Origin of the sequence: Actinophytocola sp. (assembly GCF_009379765.1) — a bacterium.
Lineage (GTDB): Bacteria > Actinomycetota > Actinomycetes > Mycobacteriales > Pseudonocardiaceae > Actinophytocola.
The window spans coordinates 68,518-92,470 of sequence record NZ_WHTD01000005.1; the positions used below are offsets into that span (position 1 = coordinate 68,518).

The following is a 23,953-nucleotide window of genomic DNA, read 5'->3' on the forward strand; positions in this document are numbered from 1 at the left end:
ACAGTCCTAAGGAGACAGAGATGAGCACCCCGACCGCGATCACGCTGCCCCATGTGGTGTTGAGTGACGGATCCGGTGTCCTCGAGCTGATCGGCGAGCGCCGCGAGGAGCTGCGCGCGTCGCTGGTCGAGCACGGCGGCCTGCTGTTCCGCGGCTTCGACATCGGCGGGGTCGACGGGTTCGACGAGGTCGTCCGCGCGCTGGCCGGCGAGCCGCTGACCTACACCGAACGGTCCTCACCGCGGCACTCGATCAAGGGCAAGGTCTACACCTCGACGGACTACCCGCCGGAGGAGGAGATCTTTCTCCACAACGAGAACTCCTACCAGGCGGGCTGGCCGCTGACGCTGTTCTTCTACTGCCTCACCCCGCCGGAGACGCTCGGCGCGACCCCGCTCGCCGACGTGCGCCGGGTGTACCAGGAGCTCGACCCGACGATCAGGGGCGAGTTCGAGCGCCGCGGCTGGCGGCTCGTGCGCAACTTCCACGAGGACTTCGGCACCACGTGGCAGCACGTGTTCGACACCGAGGACCGGGACGAGGTCGCCGAGTACTGCGCCGACAACGGCATCGAGATCGAGTGGCGCGGCAAGAACGGGCTGCGCACCACCGCGGTCCGCAAGGCCGTGCACCACCGGCCGGGCAGCGACGTGCCGCGCTGGTTCAACCACGCCACGTTCTTCCACGTGACCACGCTCGCGAAGGACCTGCAGGAGGGTCTCGTCGCGATGTTCGGCGCGGACGACCTGCCCACCAACACCTACTACGGCGACGGCGAGCCCATCCCCACCGAGGTGATGGACCACCTGCGGGCCGCCTACCGGGCGGCGAGCGTCCGCTTCGACTACCACCGCGACGACGTGCTGGTCGTGGACAACATGTCCGCCGCGCACGGCCGCGAGCCGTTCACCGGGCCGCGCAAGATCGCGGTCGCCATGGCCGAGGCCTACAAACCCTCCCGGGAGAGCTGATGAGCGACGACCGATTCCTCGTGGTCCGCAACGACGAGGAGCAGTACTCCATCTGGCCGCAGGGCCGGGAGCTGCCGGCCGGCTGGCACGACGCCGGGTTCGCCGGCAGCAAGACCGACTGCCTGTCCCATGTGGACACGGTGTGGACCGACATGCGGCCGAAGTCCCTGCGCGAGGTGTCCGGATGACCGACAAACCTGGGGAGTGGACGTTCCCTGCTTCCTATGCCCAGGAACGGGTGTGGCTGGCCAACCAGCTCGACCCGAGCTCGCCCGTCTACAACGTGTCCCGGCCGATGGACCTCGCTCCCGGGCTGACCGTCGAGCAGGCCTGCGCCGTGCTCGGCCAGGTCGTGGCCCGGCACGAGGCGCTGCGCACCCACCTGCGCGCGGACGACGACGCGCTCGTCCAGGTCGTGCGCGCGCCCGGGCCGGTGACGATGGACGTCGTCGACATGTCCGGTGTGGACGGCACGGAGCAGCGTGGGCGTCTCGTCGCGCTCGCCGAGGAGCTGGCCCGCGTGCCGATCCCGCTGGACCAGCCGCCGCTGTGGCGCGCCGAGCTGGTCCGCCGGAACGCGGACACCATGACGTTGCTGTTCGTCGCGCACCACGCGGTGTTCGACGGCGCCTCCATCCTCCTGTTCGCCGCGGAGGTCACCGAGCTCGGCGAGGCCATGGTCGAGGGCCGCGAGCCGAACCTGCCCACGCTCGACATCCAGTACCCGGACTTCTCGGCGTGGCAGCGCGAGCAGCTGACCGGCGCCGGGCTGGACAGCGAGCTCGCCTTCTGGCGCGCCAAGTTGGCCGGCGCCCCCGCGGTGATCGGCCTGCCCACCGACCGGCCACGGCCCGCACGGTTGGGCTTCGAGGGCGACGAGGTGTGGTTCGACCTGCCCGCAGGCCTGCTGGACCAGGTCGGCGCGGCGGCCCGGACGCACGCGGCCACGCCGCAGATGGTGCTGCTCACCGCCTACACGGCGCTCCTCGCGCGGCTGTCCGGCACCGACGACGTGGTCGTCGGCGTGTCCACCGCCGGACGCGACCTGCCCGAGCTGGCGCCGCTGATCGGCATGTTCGTCAACCCGGTGGCGCTTCGGGTGGACGCGAGCGGCGACCCGACGTTCGCCGAGCTGCTCAGCCGGGTGCGGGCCGCGCTGCTGGACGCGATGGAGCACTGGCACACGCCGTTCCAGAAGATCGTGGAGACGGCCGCGCCGCAGCGCGATCCCTCGGTGCAGCCGGTGTTCCAGGTGGCGTTCAACTACATCCCGGACTCCGGCATCGACGTGGTCACCCTGGGCACCACCAAGGACGACCTCGCGTTCGACGTGACCTCCGACCGCAGCAGGCTGCTGTACCGCACCGCGCTGTTCGACCGGGCCACCGCCGAGTCCGTCGTGGACCGCTACCTGCGGCTGCTGGCCGCCGGGGTCGCGGACCCGGCGCGGCCGGTGGCCGACCTGCCGCTGCTCGACGACGCCGAGCGGGAGCTGGTCACCCGCACCTGGTCGGGTTCCGAGGTCGACCTGCCGGCGGCGACGCTGCCGGAGCTGGTCGAGCGGCAGGTCGCGGCGACACCGGAGCGGACCGCGCTGGTCGCCGGGGACGCCACGATGACCTACGCCGAGCTGAACGCCGCCGCCAACCGGCTGGCCCGCACGCTGGTCGAGCGGGGCGCCGGGCCGGAGTCGCTGGTGGCGCTGGCCCTGTCGAGGAGCGCCGACCTCGTGGTCGCGATCCTGGCGGTACTCAAGTCGGGCGCGGGCTACCTGCCCGTCGACACCGCCCACCCGGCCGAGCGGATCGCGTTCATGCTGGCCGACGCCGCGCCGACGCTGGTGATCGCCACCCCGGACGTGACGATCCCGGTGAGCGTACCGCGGCTGACCCTTCCCGCCGAGCTGTCCGACATGGACACCGATCTGTCCGATGTGGACCGACGGGCACCGCTGCGTGGTGAGCACCCGGCCTACGTGATCTACACGTCGGGCTCCACCGGCCGGCCGAAGGGCGTGGTGATCGAGCACCGCTCGGCGAACGCCTACCTGGCCTACGCGCGAGCCGCGTACCCGAGCCTGGCCGGCACCGCGCTGATGCACTCGCCGGTCTCGTTCGACCTGACCGTGACCGCGTTGCTCGGTCCGCTCACCGCGGGCGGCACGATCCGGCTGGCGGCCATCGACGACCCGGCCGCGCGCGCCGGCGGGGCGCCCGACTTCGTCAAGGCCACCCCGGGCCAGCTGTCCCTTGTGGACAGCGCGCTGTCGCCGACCGGTGAGCTGGTGGTCGGGGGCGAGGCACTGGCGAGCGAGGCGCTGCAGGAGTGGCGTGCCGCCAACCCGGGCACCACCGTCGTCAACGAGTACGGGCCGACCGAGGCGACCGTCGGCTGCGTCGCCGCGCGGATCGAGCCGGGGGCGGTGCTGCCGCCGGGACCGGTGCGCGTTGGCAAGCCGATCCCGGGCATGCGGGCCTACGTGCTGGACGAGCGGCTGGCACCGGTCGCGCCGGGCGTGGTCGGCGAGCTGTACGTGGCCGGTCCGCAGGTGGCCCGCGGCTACCTGAACCGGCCGGGCCTGACCGCCGAGCGGTTCCTGCCCTGCCCGTTCGGCCCGGCCGGCGCGCGGATGTACCGCACCGGTGACCTGACCCGCTGGCGCCAGGACGGTTCGCTGGACTTCCTCGGCCGCACCGACCACCAGGTGAAGGTCCGCGGCATGCGGGTCGAGCTGGACGAGGTCACCTCGGCCGTGCTCGCGAACCCGGAGGTCCGCGAGGCGGTCGTCGTGCCGCGCGAGGACACCCTGGTCGGGTACGTGGTCGGCACCCCGGACACCGGGATGCTCGCCGCCGAGCTGGCGAGGACGCTGCCCGAGCACATGGTGCCGTCGGCGTTCGTCCTGCTCGACGCGCTTCCGCTGACACCCAACGGAAAGCTCGACCGCGACGCGCTCCCCGAACCGGTGGCGCGGGTCGGGACCGCCTACCTCGCGCCACGCACGGACGTCGAGGCGCTGGTGGCCGAGGTGTTCGCGGAGATCCTCGGGGTCGAGAAGGTCGGCGCGCACGACAACTTCCTCGACCTCGGCGGGAACTCGCTGCGGGGTATGCGCGCGATGGCGAAGATCCGCGCCCGGATCGAGGTCGACGTGCCGATGCGGGCGCTGTTCGGCTTCCCCGTGGTCGCGGACCTCTCGGCCGAGATCGACCGGCTGCTGGACGCCGAGCTGGACACGATGTCCGACGACGAGGTCGCCGCCTTGCTGGCTGAGGAGAACGACTAACCGATGACCGCTCCGCCAGAAGCCGCCGACCGGCGCGCGGCCCGAGCTGCCCTGCTGGCCCGCAAGCTCCGCACGAACGAGGACGCGGACACCCCGGCCCGGCACGGCATCCGGCCCCGCCCGCAAGGCTCCCCGGCACCGCTGTCCTACGCCCAGGAACGGGTCTGGTTCATGGACCAGCTCGCCCCCGGCGAAGCCGCGTACCACATCGCGGTGCCGCTGCGGATCCGTGGTGCGCTGGACCTGGCGGCGCTGCGGGCGGCGCTGGCCGGGCTGGTCGCGCGGCACGAGTCGCTGCGCACCCGGTTCCCCGCCGACGCCGACGGCACGCCGTCGGTGGTCGTCGAGGAGCACGTCGAGGTGCCGCTGCGGATCGTGTCCGCGCCGGACGATGCGGCCGCGCAGCGGCTGGTCGACGAGGCCGCGGTCGAGCCGTTCGACCTGGCCACCGGACCGCTGCTGCGCGCGCTGCTCGTGGCCGTCGCGGACGATGATCACGTGCTGCTGCTGTCCAAGCACCACATCGTCGGCGACGGCTGGTCGGTCGACGTCATGTTGCGGGACGTGATCACGCTGTACCGCGACGGGTCGCTGCCGGCGCTGCCGATCCAGTACGGCGACTTCGCGGTCTGGGAGGCACAGCGTCTCGGTGGCCCGGAGGCCGAAGGCCATGTGGCGTACTGGAAGGAGCGGCTGGCCGGCATCGAGCCGCTGTAGCTGCCGACCGACCTGGCGCGGCCGGCGACCCAGACCTACCACGGCGACTACGTCGAGCTGACCGTCGACCGGGCCACGACGGACGCGCTGGGTGCGCTGTCCCGGCGTTGCGGCGGCACGCTGTTCATGACGCTGCTCGCGGCGTACCAGGTGTTCCTCGCCCGGCACTCCCGGCAGGACGACTTCGCGGTCGGCGCGTCGGTGGCCGGCCGGTCCGCGCCGGAGCTGGAAGACGTCATCGGCATGTTCATCAACATGCTGCCGCTGCGTGCGGACCTCTCCGCCGACCCGACGTTCGCCGAGCTGCTCGAGGCGACCCGGCGCAGCGTCCTGGACGGGTTCGAGCACGCCGACGTGCCGTTCGCGAAGGTCGTGCAGGAGCTGGGACTGGTCCGCGACGTGTCCCGCTCGCCGGTGTTCCAGGCGATGTTCGTGCTGCAGAACTACGAGATGGGCCGGTTCGGCGACGCGGCGGCCGACGGCGACGTGTCGTTCCGGTGGACGCCGATGGAGCTGCGGGCCACCCGGTTCGACTTCGAGCTGCACCTCGTCGAGATCCCGGACGGCCTGTGGGGCAAGCTCGTCTACAACACCGACCTGTTCCACCGGTCCACTGTGGACCGGATGGCGGACCGGTTCGGCGCGCTGCTCGCGTCGATCGCCGCCGAACCGGACACCCGGGTGTCCGAGCTGGACATCATGGACCGGGCCGAGGCCGCACTGGTCGTCGACACCTGGAACGACACGGCCGCCGACTTCCCGAACGCCGCGACGCTGCACGGGATCGTCGAGGAGCAGGTCGCCCGCAAGCCGGACGCGACCGCGGTGACCTTCGAGGGCCAGAGCCTGAACTACGCGCAGCTCAACGCCATGGCCAACCGGATCGCGCACAAGCTCCGGAGCATCGGCGTCGGTCCGGAGACGGTGGTCGGCGTGTGCGCCGAGCGCTCGCTGGAGCTGGTCGCGGGCCTGCTGGGCGTGCTGAAGGCGGGCGGCGCGTACCTGCCGCTCGACCCGGAGTACCCCGCGGACCGGCTGGCGTTCATGGTGTCCGACGCGGCCGCGCCGGTGGTGCTGGTGCAGAGCCATCTGCAGGACGACCTGCCGGCCACCGACGCGACCGTGCTGGTGCTCGACCACGAGGACGAGTGGGCCGGGCAGCCGATCCACAACCCGCCGCCGACCACGGCCGACCACCTCGCGTACGTCATCTACACCTCCGGCTCGACCGGGCGGCCGAAGGGCGTGCCGAACACGCACCGCGGCATCGTGAACCGGCTGGACTGGATGCAGAAGCGCTACCGGCTCGGCGCGGACGACTCGGTGCTGCAGAAGACCCCGGCGAGCTTCGACGTGTCGGTGTGGGAGTTCTTCTGGCCGCTGCAGACCGGCGCGCGGCTGGTGCTCGCGAAGCCGGGCGGGCACAAGGACGCCGGGTACCTTCGTGACCTGCTCGTCGCCGAGAAGATCACCACCGCGCACTTCGTGCCGTCGATGCTGACGGTGTTCCTCGGCGAGGAGGGCATCGAGGCGGCCACCGGCCTGCGCCGGGTGATCTGCTCGGGCGAGGAGCTGCCGCACGCGGCCGCGGTCGAGTTCACCACCCGGTTCCCGAACTGCGAGCTGCACAACCTCTACGGGCCGACGGAGGCGGCGATCGACGTCAGCTCGTGGCCCTGCGAACCGGCGGAGCTGGCGACGGTCACGAGCGTCCCGATCGGCGCCCCGATCGCGAACCTGCGTTTGTACATCGTGGACCCGGCCGGGAACCCGGTGCCGGTCGGCGTCGCCGGCGAGCTGCTCATCGGCGGCGTCGGCCTGGCCCGCGGCTACCTCCGACGACCGGCCCTGACCGCGGACCGTTTCGTGCCCGACCCGTTCGCCGCGGTCCCGGGCGCGCGCCTGTACCGCACCGGCGACCTGGCCCGCTGGCGCACTCCGCCAACGCTCGACCCCGCAAGCGGATCTTCGGTCGGGATGATCGACTTCCTCGGCCGGATCGACCACCAGGTCAAGCTGCGCGGCCTGCGGATCGAGCTGGGTGAGATCGAGTCGGCGCTGCGCGACCAGGACGGCGTGGCCGAGGCCGCAGTGATCGTCCGCGAGGACAACCCCGGCGACAAGCGCCTGGTCGCCTATCTCGTCGGCACCGCGGACGTGGCCGCGGGCAAGGCCGCGCTCAAGGACACGCTGCCCGAGTACATGGTGCCCGCCGCGTTCGTGGAGCTCGACGCGCTTCCGTTGACCCCCAACGGGAAGCTCGACCGCAAGGCGTTGCCAGCACCGGTGCTGACCCGCGACGCGAGCGCGGAGCTGGTCGAGCCGCGGACCGATGTGGAACGGCTGCTCGCCGCGATCTGGTCGGAGATCCTGGGCGTCGCCACGCTCGGCATCGACGACGACTTCTTCGACCTCGGCGGGCACTCGATGCTGGCCACCCAGGTGGTGGCCCGGATCCGCAAGGACTCGACGGGAACCCGCGCGGTCGGCGTGATGGACCTGTTCACCCACCGCACGATCCGCGATCTGGCGTCCTTCATGGACGGTGACGTGGTCGACGACGGCCCGCGCGGGCTGCTGTACGAGCTGACGAAGACCCGCGGCGAGCACGACCTCACCTACGTGTGCGTGCCCTACGGCGGCGGCAGCGCGATCGTCTACCAGCCGCTGGCCGACGCGCTGCCCGACGGCTACGCGCTCTACTCGGTCGCGATCCCCGGTCACGACGTCGGGCTGGAGGAGCAGGCGCTGCCCTTCGACGAGCTGACCAGCCGGCTCGCCGACGAGGTGCTGGAGCGGATCGAGGGCAAGCTCGCGCTGTACGGCCACTGCGGTGTCGGCTCGGCGATCATCGCGGAGGTGGCGCGCAAGCTGGAAGCCGCCGGACGCGAGCTGGAGGTCGTCTACATCGGCGCGATGTTCCCGTTCGCCCGGCCGAAGGGCGCGTTCGCCACGCTGCGGACCAAGCTCGAGAAGCTGAAGAGCAACCGGCACTACGCGTCGTGGCTCAAGTCGATGGGTGTGGACACCGACGAGCTGGATCCGGAGCAGTCCGACCGGATCATCTCCAACATGCGCGCCGACTCGCGGGCGTCCGAGGACTACTTCACCGGCCTGCTGGACCGGAACGCGGCCAAGCTGCGCGCGCCGATCGTGTCGGTGGTCGGCTCCGAGGACCCGGTCACCGACTACTACACCGAGCGGTACGCGGAGTGGCGGTTCCTGTCCGACACGCTGGGGCTGGTGGTGCTCGACCAGGCCGGCCACTTCTTCCTGAAGTACCGGGCCGACGAGCTCGCGGAGATCGTCACGTCGGTGCACCCCGCGATCGAGCGCGCTGACCCGGCACCGTTGGGGCGCGCGGCACGCGGCGAGGACGCGTCGTGGGACCTGCGGTCCTGGCGCCGGATCGACACCGGTGCGGGAACCGCGGAGCCGGCGGTCAAGCCGAGCATGACCCGGTTCGTGGCGGTGACGTTCGGCCAGCTGGTGTCGACGACCGGGTCGCTGCTGACGTCGTTCGCGCTGCCGATCTGGCTGTTCACCAGAACCGGATCGGTGACCGACCTCGGCCTGCTGTGGGCGTTGGCGCTGATCTTCGGTGTGCTGACGCTGCCGGTGGCCGGCGCGATCGTCGACCGGGCCGACCGGCGCAAGGTGATGACGCTGGCGAGCTGCCTGTCCGGCTCCATCCAGTTGGGACTCGCGGCGCTGCTGTTCACCGACAGCCTCGTGCTGTGGCACATCTACGTGCTCGTGTCACTGTCCCAAGTGGGCGGCTCCTTCCAGCGCATCGCGTTCCAGTCGGCGGTGCCCCAGCTCGTGCCGAAGAAGTTCCTCGGCCACGCGATGGGCATCGTGCAGCTGTCCACCGGCACGGCGCAGCTGCTGATGCCGGTGCTGGCGGCGGGTCTGTACGCGGCGATCGACCTGAAGGGCATCCTGCTGATCGACGTGACGAGCTACGTGTTCGCCATCGTCGCGCTGACGTTCGTGCGGTTCCCGAACCTCATGGGCTGGCGGCCGCGCGAGCCGCTGATGGTCGCGATCGCGGGCGGCCTGCGGTACTCGTGGAACCACAAGGGGTTCCGGACGATGCTGGCGTACTTCGCGCTGGGCAACGTCTTCCTGGCCCCGGCGCTCGTGCTGGTGACCCCGCTGGTGCTGTCGTTCGCGACGACCACCGAGGTCGCCCAGGTGGCCCTGGCGGAGGCGGCCGGCGCGATCACGGGCGGCATCCTGATGTCGGTCTGGGGCGGACCACGCAAGCGCCGGATGATCGGGGTGCTGGTCTTCAACCTCGGCACCGCGGTCGGCTGCCTGGTGATCGGCCTGAGCGCGTCGGTGGTCGTGGTGTTCTGCGGGATGTTCTTCATGGCCGGCTCGATGACCACCGCGCAGGGCATCTACGCCACGCTGGTGCAGGTGAAGGTGCCGCAGCGCTACCACGGCCGGGTGTTCGCGCTGAACCAGACGATCACCTGGTCGACGCTGCCGATCGGCTTCGCCCTGCTCGCGCCGGGCGCGACGGCGCTGTTCGAGCCGATGATGGCCCCGGACGGCGCGCTCGCCGGCACCGTCGGCGCGCTGATCGGGACGGGCGACGGCCGCGGGATCGGGCTGGGGTACGTGGTGTTCGGCCTGATGCTGGTCGTGATCACGATCGGCGGGTTCTCGATCAAGCTGCTGCGCGACTTCGACACCGAGGTCGAGGACTCGCTGCCGGACGACCTGATCGGCGCCCAGGAGCGGGAACGCCGACTGGCCGCCAAGACCGCCGAGAAGCCGAAAGTGGCCGCAGCCGCCTGACCTCGCGCGCACACGCGCACATACACGCGTACGACGGCAGCCCCCACCCTCTCCGGGGGCACCCCGTGCTTCCAGTCTATCGACGGGCACCGACATTCTGGGCCGGCTCGGGCTTCCTGTGGACAGCTCGGCCGGTTGTGGACAAGTCGCCGGGTCAGAGCAGCGCCGGGGTGCCGGCCTCCAGCGCGAGGAGGAAGCGCTTGCGCGGGAGGCCGCCGCCGTAGCCCGTGAGGCTGCCCGTCGTTCCGATGACCCGGTGGCACGGGACGACGATGCTGATCGGGTTGTGGCCGTTGGCGTGGCCGACCGCCCGGGACGCGGTGGGTCGGCCGATGGTCGCGGCCAGCTCGCCGTAGGTCGTCGTCTCGCCGTAGCGGACCTCGCGCAGCGCGGCCCACACCTGCTGCTGGAACGGCGTCCCCTTCGGTGCCAGCCTCAGGTCGAACTCCGTGCGGGTGCCGGCGAAGTACTCGGTGAGCTGCTCGACCGCGTCGGGGAACGCGCCGTCGTCCCGCTCGCCGTAGGACTCCGGGGCGTACCGCTGCCGCTCCATGTACAGACCGGACAGCTCGCCGTCCGCGCCGACCAGGGTGATCGACCCGATCGGACTGTCCATCACCGCGTGAACCATGCCGTCCACGGTGCCCCTCTCCCCGATGTCCGGCTGGCGGAAATCCGCCGTGGCCGTCGGTGCCGCTCGTTTCTGTCGGTGGGCCGTGCTGGAGTAGCGCCCATGATTGACGAGTTTCGCGCACTGCACACCGGCTCCGTCCTGGTCCTCCCCAACGCCTGGGACGTCGCCAGCGCCCGCCTCATCGAACGGGCCGGCGCCAAGGCCGTCGCCACCACGAGTGCCGGCGTCGCCTGGAGCCTCGGCGCCCCGGACGGCGACCAGCTGACCCGCGACCGGGCCGTCGACCTCGTGGCCCGCGTCGTGGCGGGCGCCCGAGTGCCGGTCACCGCCGACATCGAGTCCGGCTTCGGCGCCACCGCGGCCGAGGTCGGCGACACCGTCCGCGCGGTGGCCGACGCGGGTGCCGCCGGCGTCAACATCGAGGACGGCGTATACCCCGGCCTGCGCGACCTCGCCGAGCAGACCGAGCGCATCGCGGCCGCACGGGCGGCGGCGGCGCTGTTCGTCAACGCGCGCATCGACACCTACCTGTTCGGCGTCGGCGAGGAGGCCGGCCGCCTGGCCGAGACGGTGGCCCGCGCTCGCGCGTACCTCGATGCCGGGGCCGACGGCGTGTTCGTGCCCGGCGTCGCTGATCCGGAGATCATCGCGGCACTGGTCTCCCAGATACCGGCGCCGCTCAACGTACTGGTCGGCCCCGGAAGCCCACCCGTGGCCGAGCTGGCCGGGCTCGGCGTGGCCAGGGTCAGCGCCGGCTCGAGCATCGCTCTCGCCGCGTACTCGCTTGCCACGCGATGCGCCGAGGAGATGCTGACCGGCGGCACCTACCACGCCCAGGCCGCCGACCTGGCGTTCGGAGAGGTCAACGCGTTACTGGCCTGACCTGCGAAGATCGACTAAACAAAACCGGCCGGTCGGTATTGACATACTCGTCGGTTGGTTTTTAAATGGAGGTCGGCGCGCCCCTGAACCGTTCGAACCGTCGAACTCCTGAGGGACGATCATGACTACTCCGATCACGAACCGGCCTGCCCCGTGGTGGCTCCGCGAGCTGGCCCACGGCCGCGCGGCATACGAGGAACTGCTGGGCTGGCCGGTCTCCGTGCAGGTGGGCAACCGGGTGCTGATCGTGGCGATCGGCTCGTCGGTCGCCGCGATGACCATGCCGGCCGCGCTGGGCGCCGCGGTGTGCGGCGAGCTGCGACGAGCCATCCAGTGCGGCCCGGTGCTCACCGACCCGGACGGTCTCAAGTGGACATTCCTGACCCGGCCACCGGAGGACTTACGCACGGGGATCGCCGGCGCGCTGGCCCGGGCCCACGTGGACCTCGCCCGGCGCGGCGGCCACGTCGTGGTCCCGCCCGCGCCGACGACCCCGCTCGCCACCACCACCCCCGCCGGCCGGCCGGTGCCCCTGGACCGCTCATGGCGCTGGATCGAGCCGCCCACCCCGTGCCGGCCGCTGCCGCCGGCCTACCCGGCCATCGCGGTCACCCGCCGCCTCACCGAACCGGAACGCGTCGCGGCGTAACGGAAAGAGGTGGTGGTCGCCGGCCGGCGACCACCACCTCTCCTCCCACCCCGGATCGGGTCTAGGCGTCGGTCATCTCCCACGGGGCATGCGCGCCCTTGTTCTGCCGGTGGCTCGAGTTGGAGATGTCCTTCGTCAGCTGGGGCCAGCCGGCCTCGTCGGAGCCGTGCTTGCGCGGAAAGCCCTCGTTGTTCTGCACCCGCTGGTTCAGGTCCTTGATCGAGGGCAGCAGCGTGGACCCGACGAACGCCTCGAGCGCGCCGAGCGCCGCGGTGACCAGGGCGGCCACCTTCACCGCCGACCCGCCAGCGGCCGCGGCGGCCGGCGGCGCGCCGGCACCGCCGGTGGCGGCCGCGGCGGTCGCCTCCGCGGTGAGCTCGATGACGAACGTGACGAGCGCGGACACCACCGCGAGCCACGCCACCCCGATCGCGATGGCCAGCTTGCCGAGCAGGTCGTCGACCTCGTCGCACGCCGCCTTCACCGCGCCGAGTGCCTTCTGCTGCGACGGAAGCACGTTCTTGTACGCCTCCGCGGCACTGCCGGACCACTCGTCGTCGGTCCGCATCGAGCCGACGGAGAACGACTCCGACCAGGAGCTGGTCTTCGCTCCGACGGCGTCGGTCCACGTGCCGCCGGTGGTCCACAACGTCCACGGCCTGCCCGGCTGGGATTGGAACTTGATGACCTCGGTGATGACCTTGCCGATGATCTCGCCGACCGTCCGCAGCGCGGCCATGACCCGGTCCACGATGAACCCCGGCAGCCAGTCCAGCACCCGGTTGGCGTTGTCCACCAGCCGCTGGAACTCCCGGCGGATCCCCTCGATCGCGTCGCCGACCCGGCGCCGGATCTCCTCGAACTCGACCTCGCCCAAGATTCCCGTCATCGCACAGTTCCCCTCACCAAATGTTGTTCATGCGGTGGACGCCGGCGTCTTCCTCGTCCTGGTATGTCTGCGCGGACGCCCGCAGCGCGGCGGCCACCCCGGTCGACATCGTCTCGCCCTCACCGAGCAGCCGGGCCATCTTGTGCTGGAACTCCTGGTAGAGCGTGGTCATGCCGAGCATGTCCGCCAGGTAGGAGAAGTCGAAGGCGTCGAGGGTGAGACCGTCGGCGGTGCCCTTGATGGTGCCGAGGTCCTGGGCGCACTTGTCCCAGGTGTCTGCGTCGTCGCGCAACGCCGACAGCGCGGCCTGGTACTGCTCCGGCGTTGGAGCCATGGAGTCCCTCCTGCTGGTGGTGTCGGTGCGTCAGCGTCGGATGCCGAAGAGCGTCGCGACGAACTCCTGCGGGTCGGCGGTCAGCGCCTGCAGCTCGGCGATCGCGCTGTCCGAGCGGCGCCGCGGCGCCGCCTCGGCGACGTCGCGGTACGCGGCGGCGAACGCGTCCTCCAGCTCGCTCGCGATCTCCAGGTGGTTCGCGGTGCCGATCCAGCGGGTGTCGGTCTCGATCCGGACCTCCACCGCCTGCGTGCCGTCCATCGCGACGATGACGTGGCCGCCTTGGCTGCGGCCCTTGGTCGGCCGGCGCTTCACCCGCGCCGCCGCGGCGGCGGCCTTCGCCTCTGCCGCGGTCTCGTTGCCCACCCGGTGCAGCAGGGTGAGCAGCTGGTCGATCATCGCGCGGGACGGGTTGATGTCGAACGGCTCGGTGGGCGCGGGTCGCGGCACGGGCTCGGCGGGCGGTTCGGACTCCTCGGCCTCGGCCACCTTCTCGGCCCAGCCGGACACCCGCGCGACACCGGCGGCGTTGACCGCCTCGAGGACGGCCCCGCCGAGCCGCCGGACGTCGAGCTTGCCGTACCACTCGTGCTCGAGCCGGAGCTCGGTCACCACGCCGTCGGCGTCGACCACCGCGTGCACGGTCCCGCTCTCGTCGTGCCCCTCGTAGCTGGCCGCCGGATCCCGCCCCGCGTCGAGGACCCGGCTCATCCGCTCGGCCTCACCGGCGAACTGACGCAGCGCATCGAACCCCGATGGCACGCTCATCCTGATCTCCCTCTGCGCTGGACGGTGCCTCCGACGAGGAGGACGTTACATTCGTTCCCGAGTTGCCACACCCTTTACCGACGCAAAAGCCCTGGAACCCGAAGCGGGGCCGGCACATCTACTCTCAGCGCAGCCCATCCTGAACGGGGGAGACATGTCCGACATCGAGTACCGCTTCGGCACCGGTGAGAGTGACCCGAACGTCCATCACTCCGAGGCCAACGTCGATGTGGACGGCGACGGCACGGCCGACGCCGTGGCGCTCGACTTCGACGGCGACGGCCGGGTCGACGACGTCATGTGGGACTCCGACGGCGACGGCGTGGCCGACACCGCCGTGCTCGACCTCGACGACGACGGCGTGGCCGAGTCCGAGTACGCCGACCCCACCGGCATGGGCACCTGGAACGAGGAGGGTCGCGGGGGCGACCCGAGCGCCGCGCAGCCGCGGCCCGAGCCGGCGCCGGAGCCGGCCCCCGAGCCGGCACCCCAGCCCTCACCGGGCCCGGAGGACACCGACGGCAGCGACTACGAGCCCTACGACGACGATGGTGGCAGCGACGATGGTGGCAGCGACGACGGTGGCAGCGACGACGACACGGGTGGCGACACCGGCGACAGCACCGACCCGAGCTCTGGCGAGGACACCCCGGACGGGCCGGGCATGGGCTCGGACGAGGACACCGGCGAGGACACCGGGACCGACGGCACGGACGGCAGCACCGCCCCGAGTGACGACTCCGCGGACGAGGACCCGGCCGGCGACTACGAGCCGCGCCAGGACGAGGACGACACCGACGCCGAGGACGGCGCGGGCCTGTTCGACAACCTCGAGGACGCCCCGGACGTGGACCGCGACGCCATCAGCGACTGGTACGAGGACCTGAACTAGCTGGCCTCGGGGCCGCCGGGCGGTTCCTGCCGTTGCGCCGGCGGCGTAGCGGCAGCAGGAACCACAGCGTGGCGAACAGGCCGGCGGCGAACACCGCGATCACGATCGCGGCCCAGGCGCCGACGACGGCGTCGGTGAGCAGCAGCACGGTGAACGTCATCGCCACCGCGAGGCACGCCAAGCCGGAGATCGCGAGCCTGTTCGCGACCTCGATGATCATCGGTCGTTCGCCCTGCCGGAACAGCATCCGGTGCCACGCGGCCGGCGCGGTCAGCAGCGCCACCGCCGTCGTCGCGAACAGCACCGCGATCAGGTGGACGACGTGCTGGAACGTCGAGGCGCGCACGTAGGGCTCGGTGAACGCGACCGCGAGCAGGAAGCCGAACAGGAACTGCACCCCGGCCTGTGCGACCCGCAGTTCCTGCAGCAGCTCGTTGACGTTTCGGGTCAACCGTTCGTGCTCGGACTCTTGTCGCGCAGCGCGGTCCTCGGACTCAGCGGCCATTCCACGGGATTACCTCGACACACCCCCCGCGAAACCCGTCATTTCGGGCCCGGCCGCGCCTCGCGGATCGGCATGGCGAGCAGCCCGCGCGGATCGCGCTGGAGCTGCTGGGCCACCGGGTACCGCCAGTGGATCTCCTCGGTGTCGTCGTTCAGCATCGCTGGCAACAGCTGCGCGGCGACCACGGCGAACCACGACCCGTACCACTTGCGGGCGAGCTCGCCCGCCCTGTCCAGGTACTCGGTGCCGTGCGCCGGCGTGAGCCAGCCCGCCCGCAGCCCGCACCGGACCAGGTGCACACCCTCGGCCCAGTGGCAGGCCAGCAGGGACGGAACGCGCTGGTCCAACCCGAGGATGCCGTCCTGGCGCAGCCGGTCCTCGGCCCGGTCGATGTCGGCGGCGAGTGCCAGCAACCCCTCGCGCTCGCCGTAGGGCAGGCCGCGCGCGGTGGCGAGCTCGTCGAGGGCGTGGTGCCACAGCTCCGGACCGACCCGGGTGCGCTGTCGCAGCGCCTCCTCCACCAGCGCCATCCCCCGACCCGGGTTCTCGGCGTCGCCACCGAGCAGGGCGCGCAGTGCCCGCGGCAACGCGGCCCGCGCATCGCGCTCGGCGTCCTCGCCGAACGTGCCGCTCCGCGAGCTCCTTGCGCACCCGCCGCACCGGCCGCTGGTAGCCGACGTGGTCCACCGGCTCGCCCGCGGCGACCGCCGGGAACGCGCCGACCCCGAGTGCGGCCGGGTACCGCACCGGCGACCCGCCGCAGAACCGCACCCGGTCCGGCCGCGGCTGGTCGCGTTCCCGGCGCTCCGCCGCACGCTTCCACATCGCTCGGGCCGCGTGGACCACGTAGCCGGCCAGCACGAGACCGATGATCAGCAACGCGATCATGATCCGCCGCTCGGCGACGTCGTCGAGCCAGCCGTCCTGCGCGAGCAACCAGGTCGGCGTCAATGGTTCGCTCGCACGCTCACTCAGTGTCAATGGTTCGCTCGCAAGCTCGCTCAGTGTCAATGGTTCGCTCACGCCGCCCGGGCCGGCGCCGGCCACGGCATCGTCCGCCACGGGCTGGCGTCCTCGGCGAGGAGCTTGCGGTGCGCCTCCCGGACCTCGACGTGGTGCACCGGGAAGTCCTCGTCGTCGAAGGACAGCATCCGGCCCATGCCGAACCCGGCGGACAGCTCCGCCCACGAGCCGTAGTGCCGGGCGCACAGGTCGCCGGCCCGCAGCACGCCCCGCTCGGCGGCGACCCGGTCGCAGTACCCGGCTCGCATGCCCCAGCGGGCCATGGTGACCGCGCGGCCCCAGTCGTAGGCACGCAGGCTCGCGACCACCCCGTTCGGCGGGAGGATCCCGTCGGCGCGGAAGCGGTCCTCGTAGCGGCTGATCCGCTCGGCCGCCCGCGTGAGGAGCGGGACGCCGCGCATGCCGATCCGGCCGGTCTGCGCGGCCTGCTCGATGATCCGGTGCCAGCCGGCGAGGTCCGGCACGACGCCCGTCGCCGTGACCGCCTGCCGGCGCAGCCGCACCGCGAGGTCGGCCGGCTTCTCGCCGCGCTCGGCGAGCAGCCGGTCCATCGTCCGCTGCCAGTCGGTAGCGCTGTGCACGTCCCACATGCCGGCCGGCCGCATGCGCAGCTCGAGCTTCGTGAACCCGCCGCCGGCCGGGTCGTTCCACGCGACGCCCTGGTTGATCGCCATGTGCGCGCCGCACGCCAGGCCGAACGCGAGCGGCCCGGTGGTCGGCGCGGACCGGTCGGTCACGATCGAGCCGGCCCGGAAGACCTGCTTGAGCTGCTTGGTCTTCAGCCGCGTCTTCAGGGCGACCTGCAGGACCAACACGAGGACCAGGACCGGTGCGCCGATCGCGATCACCCAGAACATGCCGCCGAGCTGTGCCTGCAGGTCGTCGATCACCGTGGGACCCCCTCTCAGCGCAACCGGTCGCCCGGCACCGGGTAGATGTAGTCCCTGCCGTCCTTGACGGCGTGCACGACGAGCGGGCGGTCCGGGCCCTTGTCCGAGGTGGCCGCGACGTAGACGATCACGTCCGGGAACGGGTCGCCGATGGCCTGGATCGAGTGCGCGCCCGGGTCGTAGGACCGCGGGTGCCAGCCCCACGGCATCAGGCTCGAGTACGCCACACACTCGTAGCGGACCGTGCCGAGCGGGATGCGTTCCGCTTGCGCGGCAAGGGTTTCCCGGGTGCGTGGGTCGAGCGGGCCGGTGGTGCCGAACGCCATGACCGCGTAGCCGATCCCCTCGTGCGTCGCGAAGCGCAGCTCGTGGTTCTCGTGGACGCCCTTGTGCTGGGCGGTCGAGTAGACGGCGTGGGCCTTCTTCGCCTTGCCGTCCTTGAACATCCCCTTCATGACCGAGCCGAACCCGCTCGGCTCCTCCAGCCGGCGTGCGAGTGTGTGCGCGTCCATCGCTTCGTCCTTCTCCCGGTTCGTGGCGTGGCTGAAAGGGGCGCCGCACGGGCGCCCGGCCCGGAGGCCCCGGGTGCGTCAGCGGTCGGCGGCGCGGAGCCGGCCGACCGGCGGCGGATCGTCGTGCAGCAACGCGGTGTGCGGGGTGGGGAGGTCGTACATGGCGTGGAGCCGGGCGCGGACCCGCTCGAGCGGGTAGCGGTCGCCGTACACGCTCGCCTTGAAGATCACGCCTTCCAGGACCGAGCGGAACATGACCTCCTCCAGCGCCGGGTCCGCGGCTCCCCGGTCCGCGAACAGCCCGCGCAGGGTCTCCTCCAGCAAGGTGAGCTGGTCGTCCTTGGTGAGCTCCACCTCCGCGAACAGCGGGAGCGTCGACGGGTGGGTCATGAGGCTGAGCGCCAGCCGCTGCACGGGCAGCGTGCCCGCCGCGGCGCGGAGGACGCCGTCGATCATCGTGGCCAGCCGCTCGTCGGGCGTGCCGGTGACGTCGACCAACGTCATCAGGCCGTCCAGATAGCGGCCGAGAAGCTCTTCGGCGAGTTGCCGCTTGCCGGGGAAGTAGTAGGTGATCAACCCGCGGGAGACCCGGGCGCGGGCGGTGATGTCGGAGATCGTCGCGTTGTGGAAGCCCTTCTCCGCGAAGACCTCGAGCGCCGCGGCGAGGATCCGCTCCCGCGACTGTTCGCGCATCTGCTCGTTGGCCTGCGCCGATCGTGGCGACACGTGCCTACCTCATCATTCGTGCTGCCGTCTCGACTGTTGACCCCTGTCGCCGACGCTCGCGGACGTTGACTGTACATACATCCAGCCAATCGTGGAAGGGCCTTCGCGAACAGAATGTGAGCACTGTTCGCACCATTGATTATTACGAGACGTTCGTACCGTAACATAAGGTTCTGGGGTGCCGAACGACACGCCGCCCAGAGGCCGGCCGAGGATCGCCGAGTTGGACGAACGGATCCTCGACGCGACCCGCGCGCTCCTCGCCGAGCACGGGTATCTCGGGTTGAGCATGGAGGCGGTCGCCAAGCGCGCGGGTGTGGGCAAGCAGACGCTCTATCGCCGCTGGCCACGGCGGCCGCTGCTCGTCTACCAGGCGTACTTCGGCGGGGCCGCCCGCACCGGCGCGGAACTGCCCGACACCGGAACCCTGGCCGGCGACCTCCAGCTGGCGACGGCCTACCAGGACCACGTGTTCAAGCAGCCCGGAACGGTCGAGCTGATCAGCGGCATGGTGGCGGACTGCCTGGTGGAGCCCGACCTGATGGCCGCACTGCGGGAGAACATGATGCGCCCGGACCTGGAGGTGGCGGCGGTGATCTTCGCCCGGGCCGTCTCCCGGGGCGAGCTGCCCGGCGACACGGACATCCACGCGATGGCCGAGATCATGGCCGGCGCGATGTTCGCCCACCACGTCCTCTACGGCGAGGACCGTCCCGGCTTCCGGCAAGCCCTCGCGACCACGCTCGCCAAGCTCGCAGACTAGTGTCCCCCGCCGGACCGGTAGGCGTGCGGGCTCACGCCGTACGCGCGCTTGAACGCCGTGCTCAACGCGAACGCGCTGCCGTAGCCGACCTCGTGAGCGACCGCGCCGATGGTCCGGTCGGGGTGCTGGCGCAGCAGGTCCGCGGCCAGCGCCAGGCGCCAGCTGGTCAGGTACGTCATCGGGGGCTCGCCGACGGCCGAGGTGAACCGCCTGGCCAGCGCGGCGCGGGAGACGCCGATGTTCGCGGCCAGCTTGGCCACCGTCCACGGTTCGGCCGGTTGGTGCTGCAGCAGCCGCAGCGCCTGCCCGACCACCGGATCCTCGTACGCGCGGTACCAGGCGGGGGCTTCGGCACGGGCGAACCACGTGCGCAGGGCGCTGATCAGCAGCAGGTCCAGCAGCCGGTCGAGCACGGCCTCCTGGCCGGGGACGTCCCGGACCATCTCGGCGGCGAGCAGCGGGACGAGCGGGCTGGGCCGGTCCGCGGCGCGCAGCACGATCAGCGGCGGGAGGGCGGCGAGCAGCCGCTTGCTGATCTCGGAAGGGGAAGCCGATGAGCACCACGGTTCTGGGATGGCGACGATCGCGGCCGGGCTGATCGCCGGGCTGTTCTACGCCTACGCGTGCTCGGTGATGCCGGGCCTGGCCCGCGGCGATGACAAGACGTTCGTCGAGGGCATGCGCGGCATCAACGTCGCGATCGTCAACGGCTGGTTCATGCTGTCGTTCCTCGGCGCGCCGCTGCTCGCCGCGGCCGCCGGGCTCCTGCACCTGCGCTCGGGCCCGACGCTGTGGTGGATCGTGGCTGCGTTCGGGTGCCTGGTGGCGATGCTCGTGATCACCGGGGTCGTCAACATCCCGTTGAACAACGCACTGGAGGCCGGCCGGGACTCGTACGCGGAGCTGCGGGAGCGGTTCGAGGCGTCGTGGGTGCGGTGGAACGTGCTCCGCGCGGTCGTGTCGAGCGCCGGCTTCGGCTGCCTCGTCGGGGCCCTGGTGAGCCGTTAGACCGGCCTGAGGCGCAGCAGGGCCCGGCCGTCCACGGTGGCCATCGTGCTGATCGACAGCTGGTTGTTGATCACACTCTCCGCGAAGGCACCCGGGTCGGCGTACAGGTCGATCGTGATCGTGCCGCCGCCGGCGGTCTGCCCCTCGATGTGCACGCCCTGCGGGCCGATCGTCGGGATGGACAGGTGGCTCACGCCGGTCGCCGGGTCCATGTCGAGCTGCACCGGCGCCCGCACGTCCACCTCGCACGTCCCGTCGAAGCAGGCCTGCAGGTTCGACCCGTCGGCGGCCTTCGGGAACGTCGGCTCGGCGGGTGGCGGCTCGGTCGTCGTCACGGCCGTCGTGGTCGGCGGCGCCAGGGTCGAGCCGATCGGCACGCCCGAGACCTGCTGCCCGGTGCACCCGGCGAGCGCGCCGAGACCGAGCACGATGATCACCACACGGCGCATGTGCGCCCTCCTTCGGCAGGGATGGTGCGGGCCACTGGCATCATGGTCCGCACGCGGTGTCGGAGTCTGTTGGGGGTTCTCGGGTGGACGGGTTCGACGTGCCCGGCTACCGGCTGACACAGAAGCTGTCCGAGACCAACATGAGCGTGGTCTTCCTGGCCGAGGACCTCGAGTTCGACAACCGGCCCGTCGCGATCAAGATCCTCAAGCCGGACCTCGCGAACGACCCGGAGTACACGGCCCGCTTCCGGCGCGAGCTCGCCGTCGCGGCCAAGCTCAACCACCCGAACATCGTCGGCGTCTACGCGCGCGGCTCGACCCTGCAGCACCTGGTGATGCCGTTCATCGACGGCACCACGCTGGCCGCCGAGCTGGCCGAGCGGGTGCGGCTGGACCTGACGCGCACCGTGCGGATCATTCGCCAGGTCGCCGCGGCGCTGGACCACGCGCACGCGCGTGGCTGGGCACACCGGGACGTCAAGCCGGGCAACGTCATGCTGCACGCCGGGTCCGACCACGCGTACCTGATCGACTTCGGGATCGCCGCGGAGCTGGACGTCGAGCGCCGCACCGAGGTGGGCCGCACGGTCGGCACCGAGGGGTATCTCGCCCCCGAGCTGCGGTCCGACGTCCTCGAACCGGAGCGGGCGCCGGTCACCCGGCAGGCGGACATCTACTCCCTCGGCGTGGTCGTCTACCGGTGTCTCACCGGCCGGCTGCCCTACGACGACCAGCCCACGGAGGCCGCCCGCTGGCTCGCCCGCCACGGCAAGCCGCCGCTCCCGATCCGCGCGCAGCGGCCCGACCTGCCCGCCGAGACAGACGGGGTCGTCAACCGCACGCTCGCGACCGCGGCCGACCGCTATGCCACCTGCACCGAGCTCGCCGACGCCCTCGACGCGCTGCTGACCGGGCCCGCGATCCCGGTGCACCAGGAGCTCACCCTTCCCCCGGTGGACCCGGCGCGCGAGCCCGACACCAGTCCGACGCCGCCACTGCGCCGGCAGAGCCGGCTCGCCGCCAACCGGAACCCGCTGCTGGTCGGCGCGCTCGCGTTGGTGCTGATCGCCGCCGGCATCGTGGCCTGGGTGTCGGCGAACGACGACCCGAGCGGCCCGGACCTGAGCCGCGTCCCACCCTCGCTGATCGGAAGCTGCGCGGAAGCCGACACCGACTCCGGCCTTCCTGGCGCGACCTCGGTGCTGCGGTGCGGGGACGGCACCCAGGAGATCCGGTTCAGCCTGTTCGCCGACCGGGCGCGGGTGGACCTCGCCTACGCCGCCGCGCTGCAGGACGCCAACATCCCGCGCGGCACCGGCGACTGCACCCGGGCCACCGGCGCCGAGCACCGCTATCCCAACGGCGGCACCCAGACCGGGCGGGTGGTCTGCTGGGCGGGCGGCGGCACCAGCACGCTGGTGTGGACCGACGACGAGCGCCGCACGGTCGCCCGCGCCGAGGCCGCCGAGTCCGGTGACGCCGACCTCACCGCGTCGTGGGCCGGGTGGGTCGGCATCCCGCCGTTCCCGACCGACGACGAGCAGTCGCTGATCGACCTCGTCGAGAAGCCACGCTGCCAGCGCGCCGAGGCCGGCACCCTCGACTCGTTCCGCAACCTCACCGCCGCCGTCGAGTGCGACGCGAACAGCCGGCTCGCCACCTCGGTCACCTACTACCGCTTCGGCGACCAGGAAGGCCTGCGCCGCACCTACGACGGCCACGTGGCCACCAACAACCCGCCGTCCGGCGTGCTGTGCGCCGACAACCCGCCGGGCTTCATCGGCAACCGCCGCTGGGACCTGCGCAGCGTCGACATGGGCGAGATGCTCTGTTACCCCGGTGAACGGGGCGCGCCGATGCTCGAGTGGACGGTCGAGCCGTTGCAGGTGATGGCCAGGGTGACCGGCAGCGAGCCGGCCGATGTCGCGGAATGGTGGCGGCGCGGCCTCGGCATCTCGTCCGGCAAGATCGTCGCGGCGGCCAACAAGCGCGCCGACCCGGCGTTCCCCGACGAGCGGGAGCGCGCGCTGCTCGAGCACATCCCGCGGGCGTCCCAGGTCAACTGCATGCGCCCGTCGGCCGACCAGGTGCGCGAGAACGCGGGCGACACCGAGGTGACGGCCGTGACCTGCGGACCGACCAACGGCGCGGGCGCCGTGTACTACTACCAGTTCCCCGACCTCGCTTCGATGAACGCCCGCTACTTCGACGCCCTGGGCACGAGCGGCCCGGACTGCACCACCGCGCCGAAGGACTTCACCGGCGACGCGCCCTACACCCTCGGCGCCGCGTCCGGCCGGCTCGGCTGCGCGAAGCCGGCCGGGCAGCTGTTCCTGACCTGGACCTCCAACTCGTTGCGCATCGCGACGTTCGCCTACCAGGGCTACGACACCGACTACCTCCTCGACTGGTGGCGCACCGAGGCCGGCCCGACATAGCAGCGGTCTAGAAGTCCAGGTCGCCGAGCAGTGCCAGGTCCAGCGGCAGCAGCGTGGCGGTCTGCAGCAGCTCGTGGATCAGGTTGTCCTTGAGCTTGTTGCCCACTGGCTCACCGACCTCCTCCCTGGTCAGCCCGCGAACGCCCTGCGCGGACACGCGCTTGCGCACCGCGTCCGCGATGTTCGACGCGCGGTGCCAGTGCCAGCCCTCCTGGCCGGGCGTGGCGTTGAGGTCGTCGGCCACCTGCTGCCAGGCGACCGGCTGCGGGTGCGGCTCCTGGCGCAGGTAGCGCTGCGCGAGCGCGGTGAGCACGAGCCGCTCGACCTCGCTGAGCTCGTACACCGGGGGCGCCGAGGTGGCCTCGTCCGCCGACGACAGCGGGACCTGCTTGCTCAGCCCGACCACGCGCACCTCGAGCAGGTGCTGGCGGTCGGCCGAGCCGTCGATGAACAGCGGGCTGTATCCCTTGGCCAGCACCATGTGCCGGCCGGGGAGCAGCAGGTCGGCGGAGTTCGGCAGCCGGATCGGCCTGCGGCCGTCGTTGTGCAGCCACCACTGCCGGCCCGCGCACACGATCCGGCCGTGCTGACGGCTGATCTGCCCGTCGTCGGACCCGACGCACACCTCGACCTCGTCGGCGTGCCGGCCGAACCGGACCTGCAGGCGTTCCAGCGGCGGCGCGGCGAACCCGCCACCCGAGCCGTAGACGAAGATGCTGCCCGGCGGCCCGGACGGCGACTTCGCGGCCAGGCCCCCGGTCAGCGCGGGCAGCTTCCGCGGCGGGAACTCGAAGACATCGCCCACGGC

Annotated in this window: 21 protein-coding genes and 2 pseudogenes; 11 read left to right on the forward strand and 12 right to left on the reverse strand. The window is 71.9% G+C overall.

All coding sequences use genetic code 11. The annotated features are described in order from the left end of the window. The first annotated feature begins 20 nt into the window (after positions 1–20). From GEV28_RS02570 to GEV28_RS42100, 5 genes and pseudogenes are all read left to right on the forward strand, one after another. On the forward strand, positions 21–971 hold the full coding sequence (locus GEV28_RS02570) for a TauD/TfdA family dioxygenase (RefSeq protein WP_291408146.1): 951 nt from the start codon (positions 21–23) through the stop codon (positions 969–971). Then, positions 971–1,159, forward strand: a complete 189-nt coding sequence (locus GEV28_RS02575) for an MbtH family NRPS accessory protein (RefSeq protein ID WP_291408148.1) — start codon at positions 971–973, stop codon at positions 1,157–1,159. The genes GEV28_RS02570 and GEV28_RS02575 overlap by 1 nt, the downstream gene beginning before the upstream one ends. After that, on the forward strand, positions 1,156–4,257 hold the full coding sequence (locus GEV28_RS02580; protein ID WP_291408150.1) for an amino acid adenylation domain-containing protein: 3,102 nt from the start codon (positions 1,156–1,158) through the stop codon (positions 4,255–4,257). Before GEV28_RS02575 ends, GEV28_RS02580 begins: the two co-directional genes overlap by 4 nt. Positions 4,258–4,260: 3 nt before the next feature. Then, a pseudogene (locus GEV28_RS42095) lies at positions 4,261–5,682 on the forward strand (condensation domain-containing protein); the annotation flags it as partial. Then, complete coding sequence (locus GEV28_RS42100) at positions 5,674–9,783, forward strand: amino acid adenylation domain-containing protein (protein WP_367115019.1); 4,110 nt, start codon at positions 5,674–5,676, stop codon at positions 9,781–9,783. The pseudogene GEV28_RS42095 and the gene GEV28_RS42100, both read left to right, overlap by 9 nt. 154 nt (positions 9,784–9,937) lie before the next feature. Here the strand turns inward: GEV28_RS42100 and GEV28_RS02595 are convergent, their stop codons facing one another. Continuing rightward, positions 9,938–10,414 carry a methylated-DNA--[protein]-cysteine S-methyltransferase gene (locus GEV28_RS02595; protein WP_291408152.1) on the reverse strand — a complete coding sequence of 159 codons (477 nt, stop codon included), beginning with the start codon at positions 10,412–10,414 and terminating at the stop codon, positions 9,938–9,940. A gap of 102 nt (positions 10,415–10,516) precedes the next feature. Between GEV28_RS02595 and GEV28_RS02600 the strand changes: the two genes are divergently transcribed. Continuing rightward, positions 10,517–11,299, forward strand: a complete 783-nt coding sequence (locus GEV28_RS02600) for an isocitrate lyase/phosphoenolpyruvate mutase family protein (protein WP_291408154.1) — start codon at positions 10,517–10,519, stop codon at positions 11,297–11,299. Positions 11,300–11,420: 121 nt separating this feature from the next. Beyond that, positions 11,421–11,948 carry a hypothetical protein gene (locus tag GEV28_RS02605; protein ID WP_291408156.1) on the forward strand — a complete coding sequence of 176 codons (528 nt, stop codon included), beginning with the start codon at positions 11,421–11,423 and terminating at the stop codon, positions 11,946–11,948. Positions 11,949–12,009: 61 nt separating this feature from the next. Here the strand turns inward: GEV28_RS02605 and GEV28_RS02610 are convergent, their stop codons facing one another. The 3 genes from GEV28_RS02610 to GEV28_RS02620 are packed head-to-tail and all read right to left on the reverse strand — an operon-like array spanning position 12,010 to position 13,939. Beyond that, the gene (locus GEV28_RS02610) at positions 12,010–12,837 is read right to left on the reverse strand and encodes a hypothetical protein (protein WP_291408159.1); all 828 of its coding nucleotides are present in this window, start codon (positions 12,835–12,837) and stop codon (positions 12,010–12,012) included. A 13-nt stretch (positions 12,838–12,850) separates the two neighbouring features. Continuing rightward, on the reverse strand, positions 12,851–13,171 hold the full coding sequence (locus GEV28_RS02615; protein WP_291408161.1) for a hypothetical protein: 321 nt from the start codon (positions 13,169–13,171) through the stop codon (positions 12,851–12,853). Between the two features lie 30 nt (positions 13,172–13,201). Then, positions 13,202–13,939, reverse strand: a complete 738-nt coding sequence (locus GEV28_RS02620) for a hypothetical protein (RefSeq protein WP_291408163.1) — start codon at positions 13,937–13,939, stop codon at positions 13,202–13,204. 154 nt (positions 13,940–14,093) lie between these two features. Here GEV28_RS02620 and GEV28_RS02625 point away from each other — a divergent pair, with 154 nt between their 5' ends. Further along, entirely contained in the window at positions 14,094–14,831 is a 738-nt protein-coding gene (locus GEV28_RS02625) for a hypothetical protein (RefSeq protein ID WP_291408165.1), read from the forward strand. On the opposite strand, the gene GEV28_RS02630 is transcribed toward GEV28_RS02625, so the two are convergent. The 5 genes from GEV28_RS02630 to GEV28_RS02650 form a co-directional block, all read right to left on the reverse strand. Further along, positions 14,803–15,336, reverse strand: a complete 534-nt coding sequence (locus GEV28_RS02630) for a DUF6328 family protein (RefSeq protein WP_291408167.1) — start codon at positions 15,334–15,336, stop codon at positions 14,803–14,805. The two genes, GEV28_RS02625 and GEV28_RS02630, sit on opposite strands and share 29 nt — an antisense overlap. A gap of 38 nt (positions 15,337–15,374) precedes the next feature. Then, on the reverse strand, positions 15,375–16,151 hold the full coding sequence (locus GEV28_RS02635) for a DUF1266 domain-containing protein (RefSeq protein ID WP_291408169.1): 777 nt from the start codon (positions 16,149–16,151) through the stop codon (positions 15,375–15,377). A gap of 204 nt (positions 16,152–16,355) precedes the next feature. Then, positions 16,356–17,249, reverse strand: coding sequence for a DUF1266 domain-containing protein (locus GEV28_RS02640; protein ID WP_291408171.1), 894 nt, complete (start codon positions 17,247–17,249; stop codon positions 16,356–16,358). Between the two features lie 14 nt (positions 17,250–17,263). Further along, positions 17,264–17,761, reverse strand: a complete 498-nt coding sequence (locus tag GEV28_RS02645; RefSeq protein WP_291408173.1) for a hypothetical protein — start codon at positions 17,759–17,761, stop codon at positions 17,264–17,266. A gap of 78 nt (positions 17,762–17,839) precedes the next feature. Continuing rightward, positions 17,840–18,487 (reverse strand): TetR/AcrR family transcriptional regulator, encoded by a 648-nt coding sequence (locus tag GEV28_RS02650; RefSeq protein WP_291408174.1) that lies wholly within the window; start codon positions 18,485–18,487, stop codon positions 17,840–17,842. 223 nt (positions 18,488–18,710) lie between these two features. On the opposite strand from GEV28_RS02650, the gene GEV28_RS02655 reads away from it, so the two are divergent. After that, complete coding sequence (locus GEV28_RS02655; protein ID WP_291408176.1) at positions 18,711–19,250, forward strand: TetR/AcrR family transcriptional regulator; 540 nt, start codon at positions 18,711–18,713, stop codon at positions 19,248–19,250. Here GEV28_RS02655 and GEV28_RS02660 read toward each other — a convergent pair. Next, a pseudogene (locus GEV28_RS02660) lies at positions 19,247–19,789 on the reverse strand (AraC family transcriptional regulator); the annotation flags it as partial. The gene GEV28_RS02655 and the pseudogene GEV28_RS02660 overlap by 4 nt on opposite strands. 34 nt (positions 19,790–19,823) lie before the next feature. Between GEV28_RS02660 and GEV28_RS02665 the strand changes: the two are divergent. Further along, on the forward strand, positions 19,824–20,258 hold the full coding sequence (locus tag GEV28_RS02665; protein WP_291408178.1) for an anthrone oxygenase family protein: 435 nt from the start codon (positions 19,824–19,826) through the stop codon (positions 20,256–20,258). Here the strand turns inward: GEV28_RS02665 and GEV28_RS02670 are convergent. After that, on the reverse strand, positions 20,255–20,707 hold the full coding sequence (locus tag GEV28_RS02670; RefSeq protein ID WP_291408180.1) for a hypothetical protein: 453 nt from the start codon (positions 20,705–20,707) through the stop codon (positions 20,255–20,257). The two genes, GEV28_RS02665 and GEV28_RS02670, sit on opposite strands and share 4 nt — an antisense overlap. Positions 20,708–20,790: 83 nt before the next feature. Here GEV28_RS02670 and GEV28_RS02675 point away from each other — a divergent pair, with 83 nt between their 5' ends. Beyond that, a complete protein-coding gene (locus GEV28_RS02675) occupies positions 20,791–23,145 on the forward strand; it encodes a serine/threonine-protein kinase (protein ID WP_291408182.1) in 2,355 nt (784 codons plus the stop codon). A gap of 7 nt (positions 23,146–23,152) precedes the next feature. Here GEV28_RS02675 and GEV28_RS02680 read toward each other — a convergent pair whose 3' ends face one another. Then, positions 23,153–23,950, reverse strand: a complete 798-nt coding sequence (locus tag GEV28_RS02680) for an FHA domain-containing protein (RefSeq protein WP_291408184.1) — start codon at positions 23,948–23,950, stop codon at positions 23,153–23,155. Positions 23,951–23,953 lie beyond the last annotated feature (3 nt).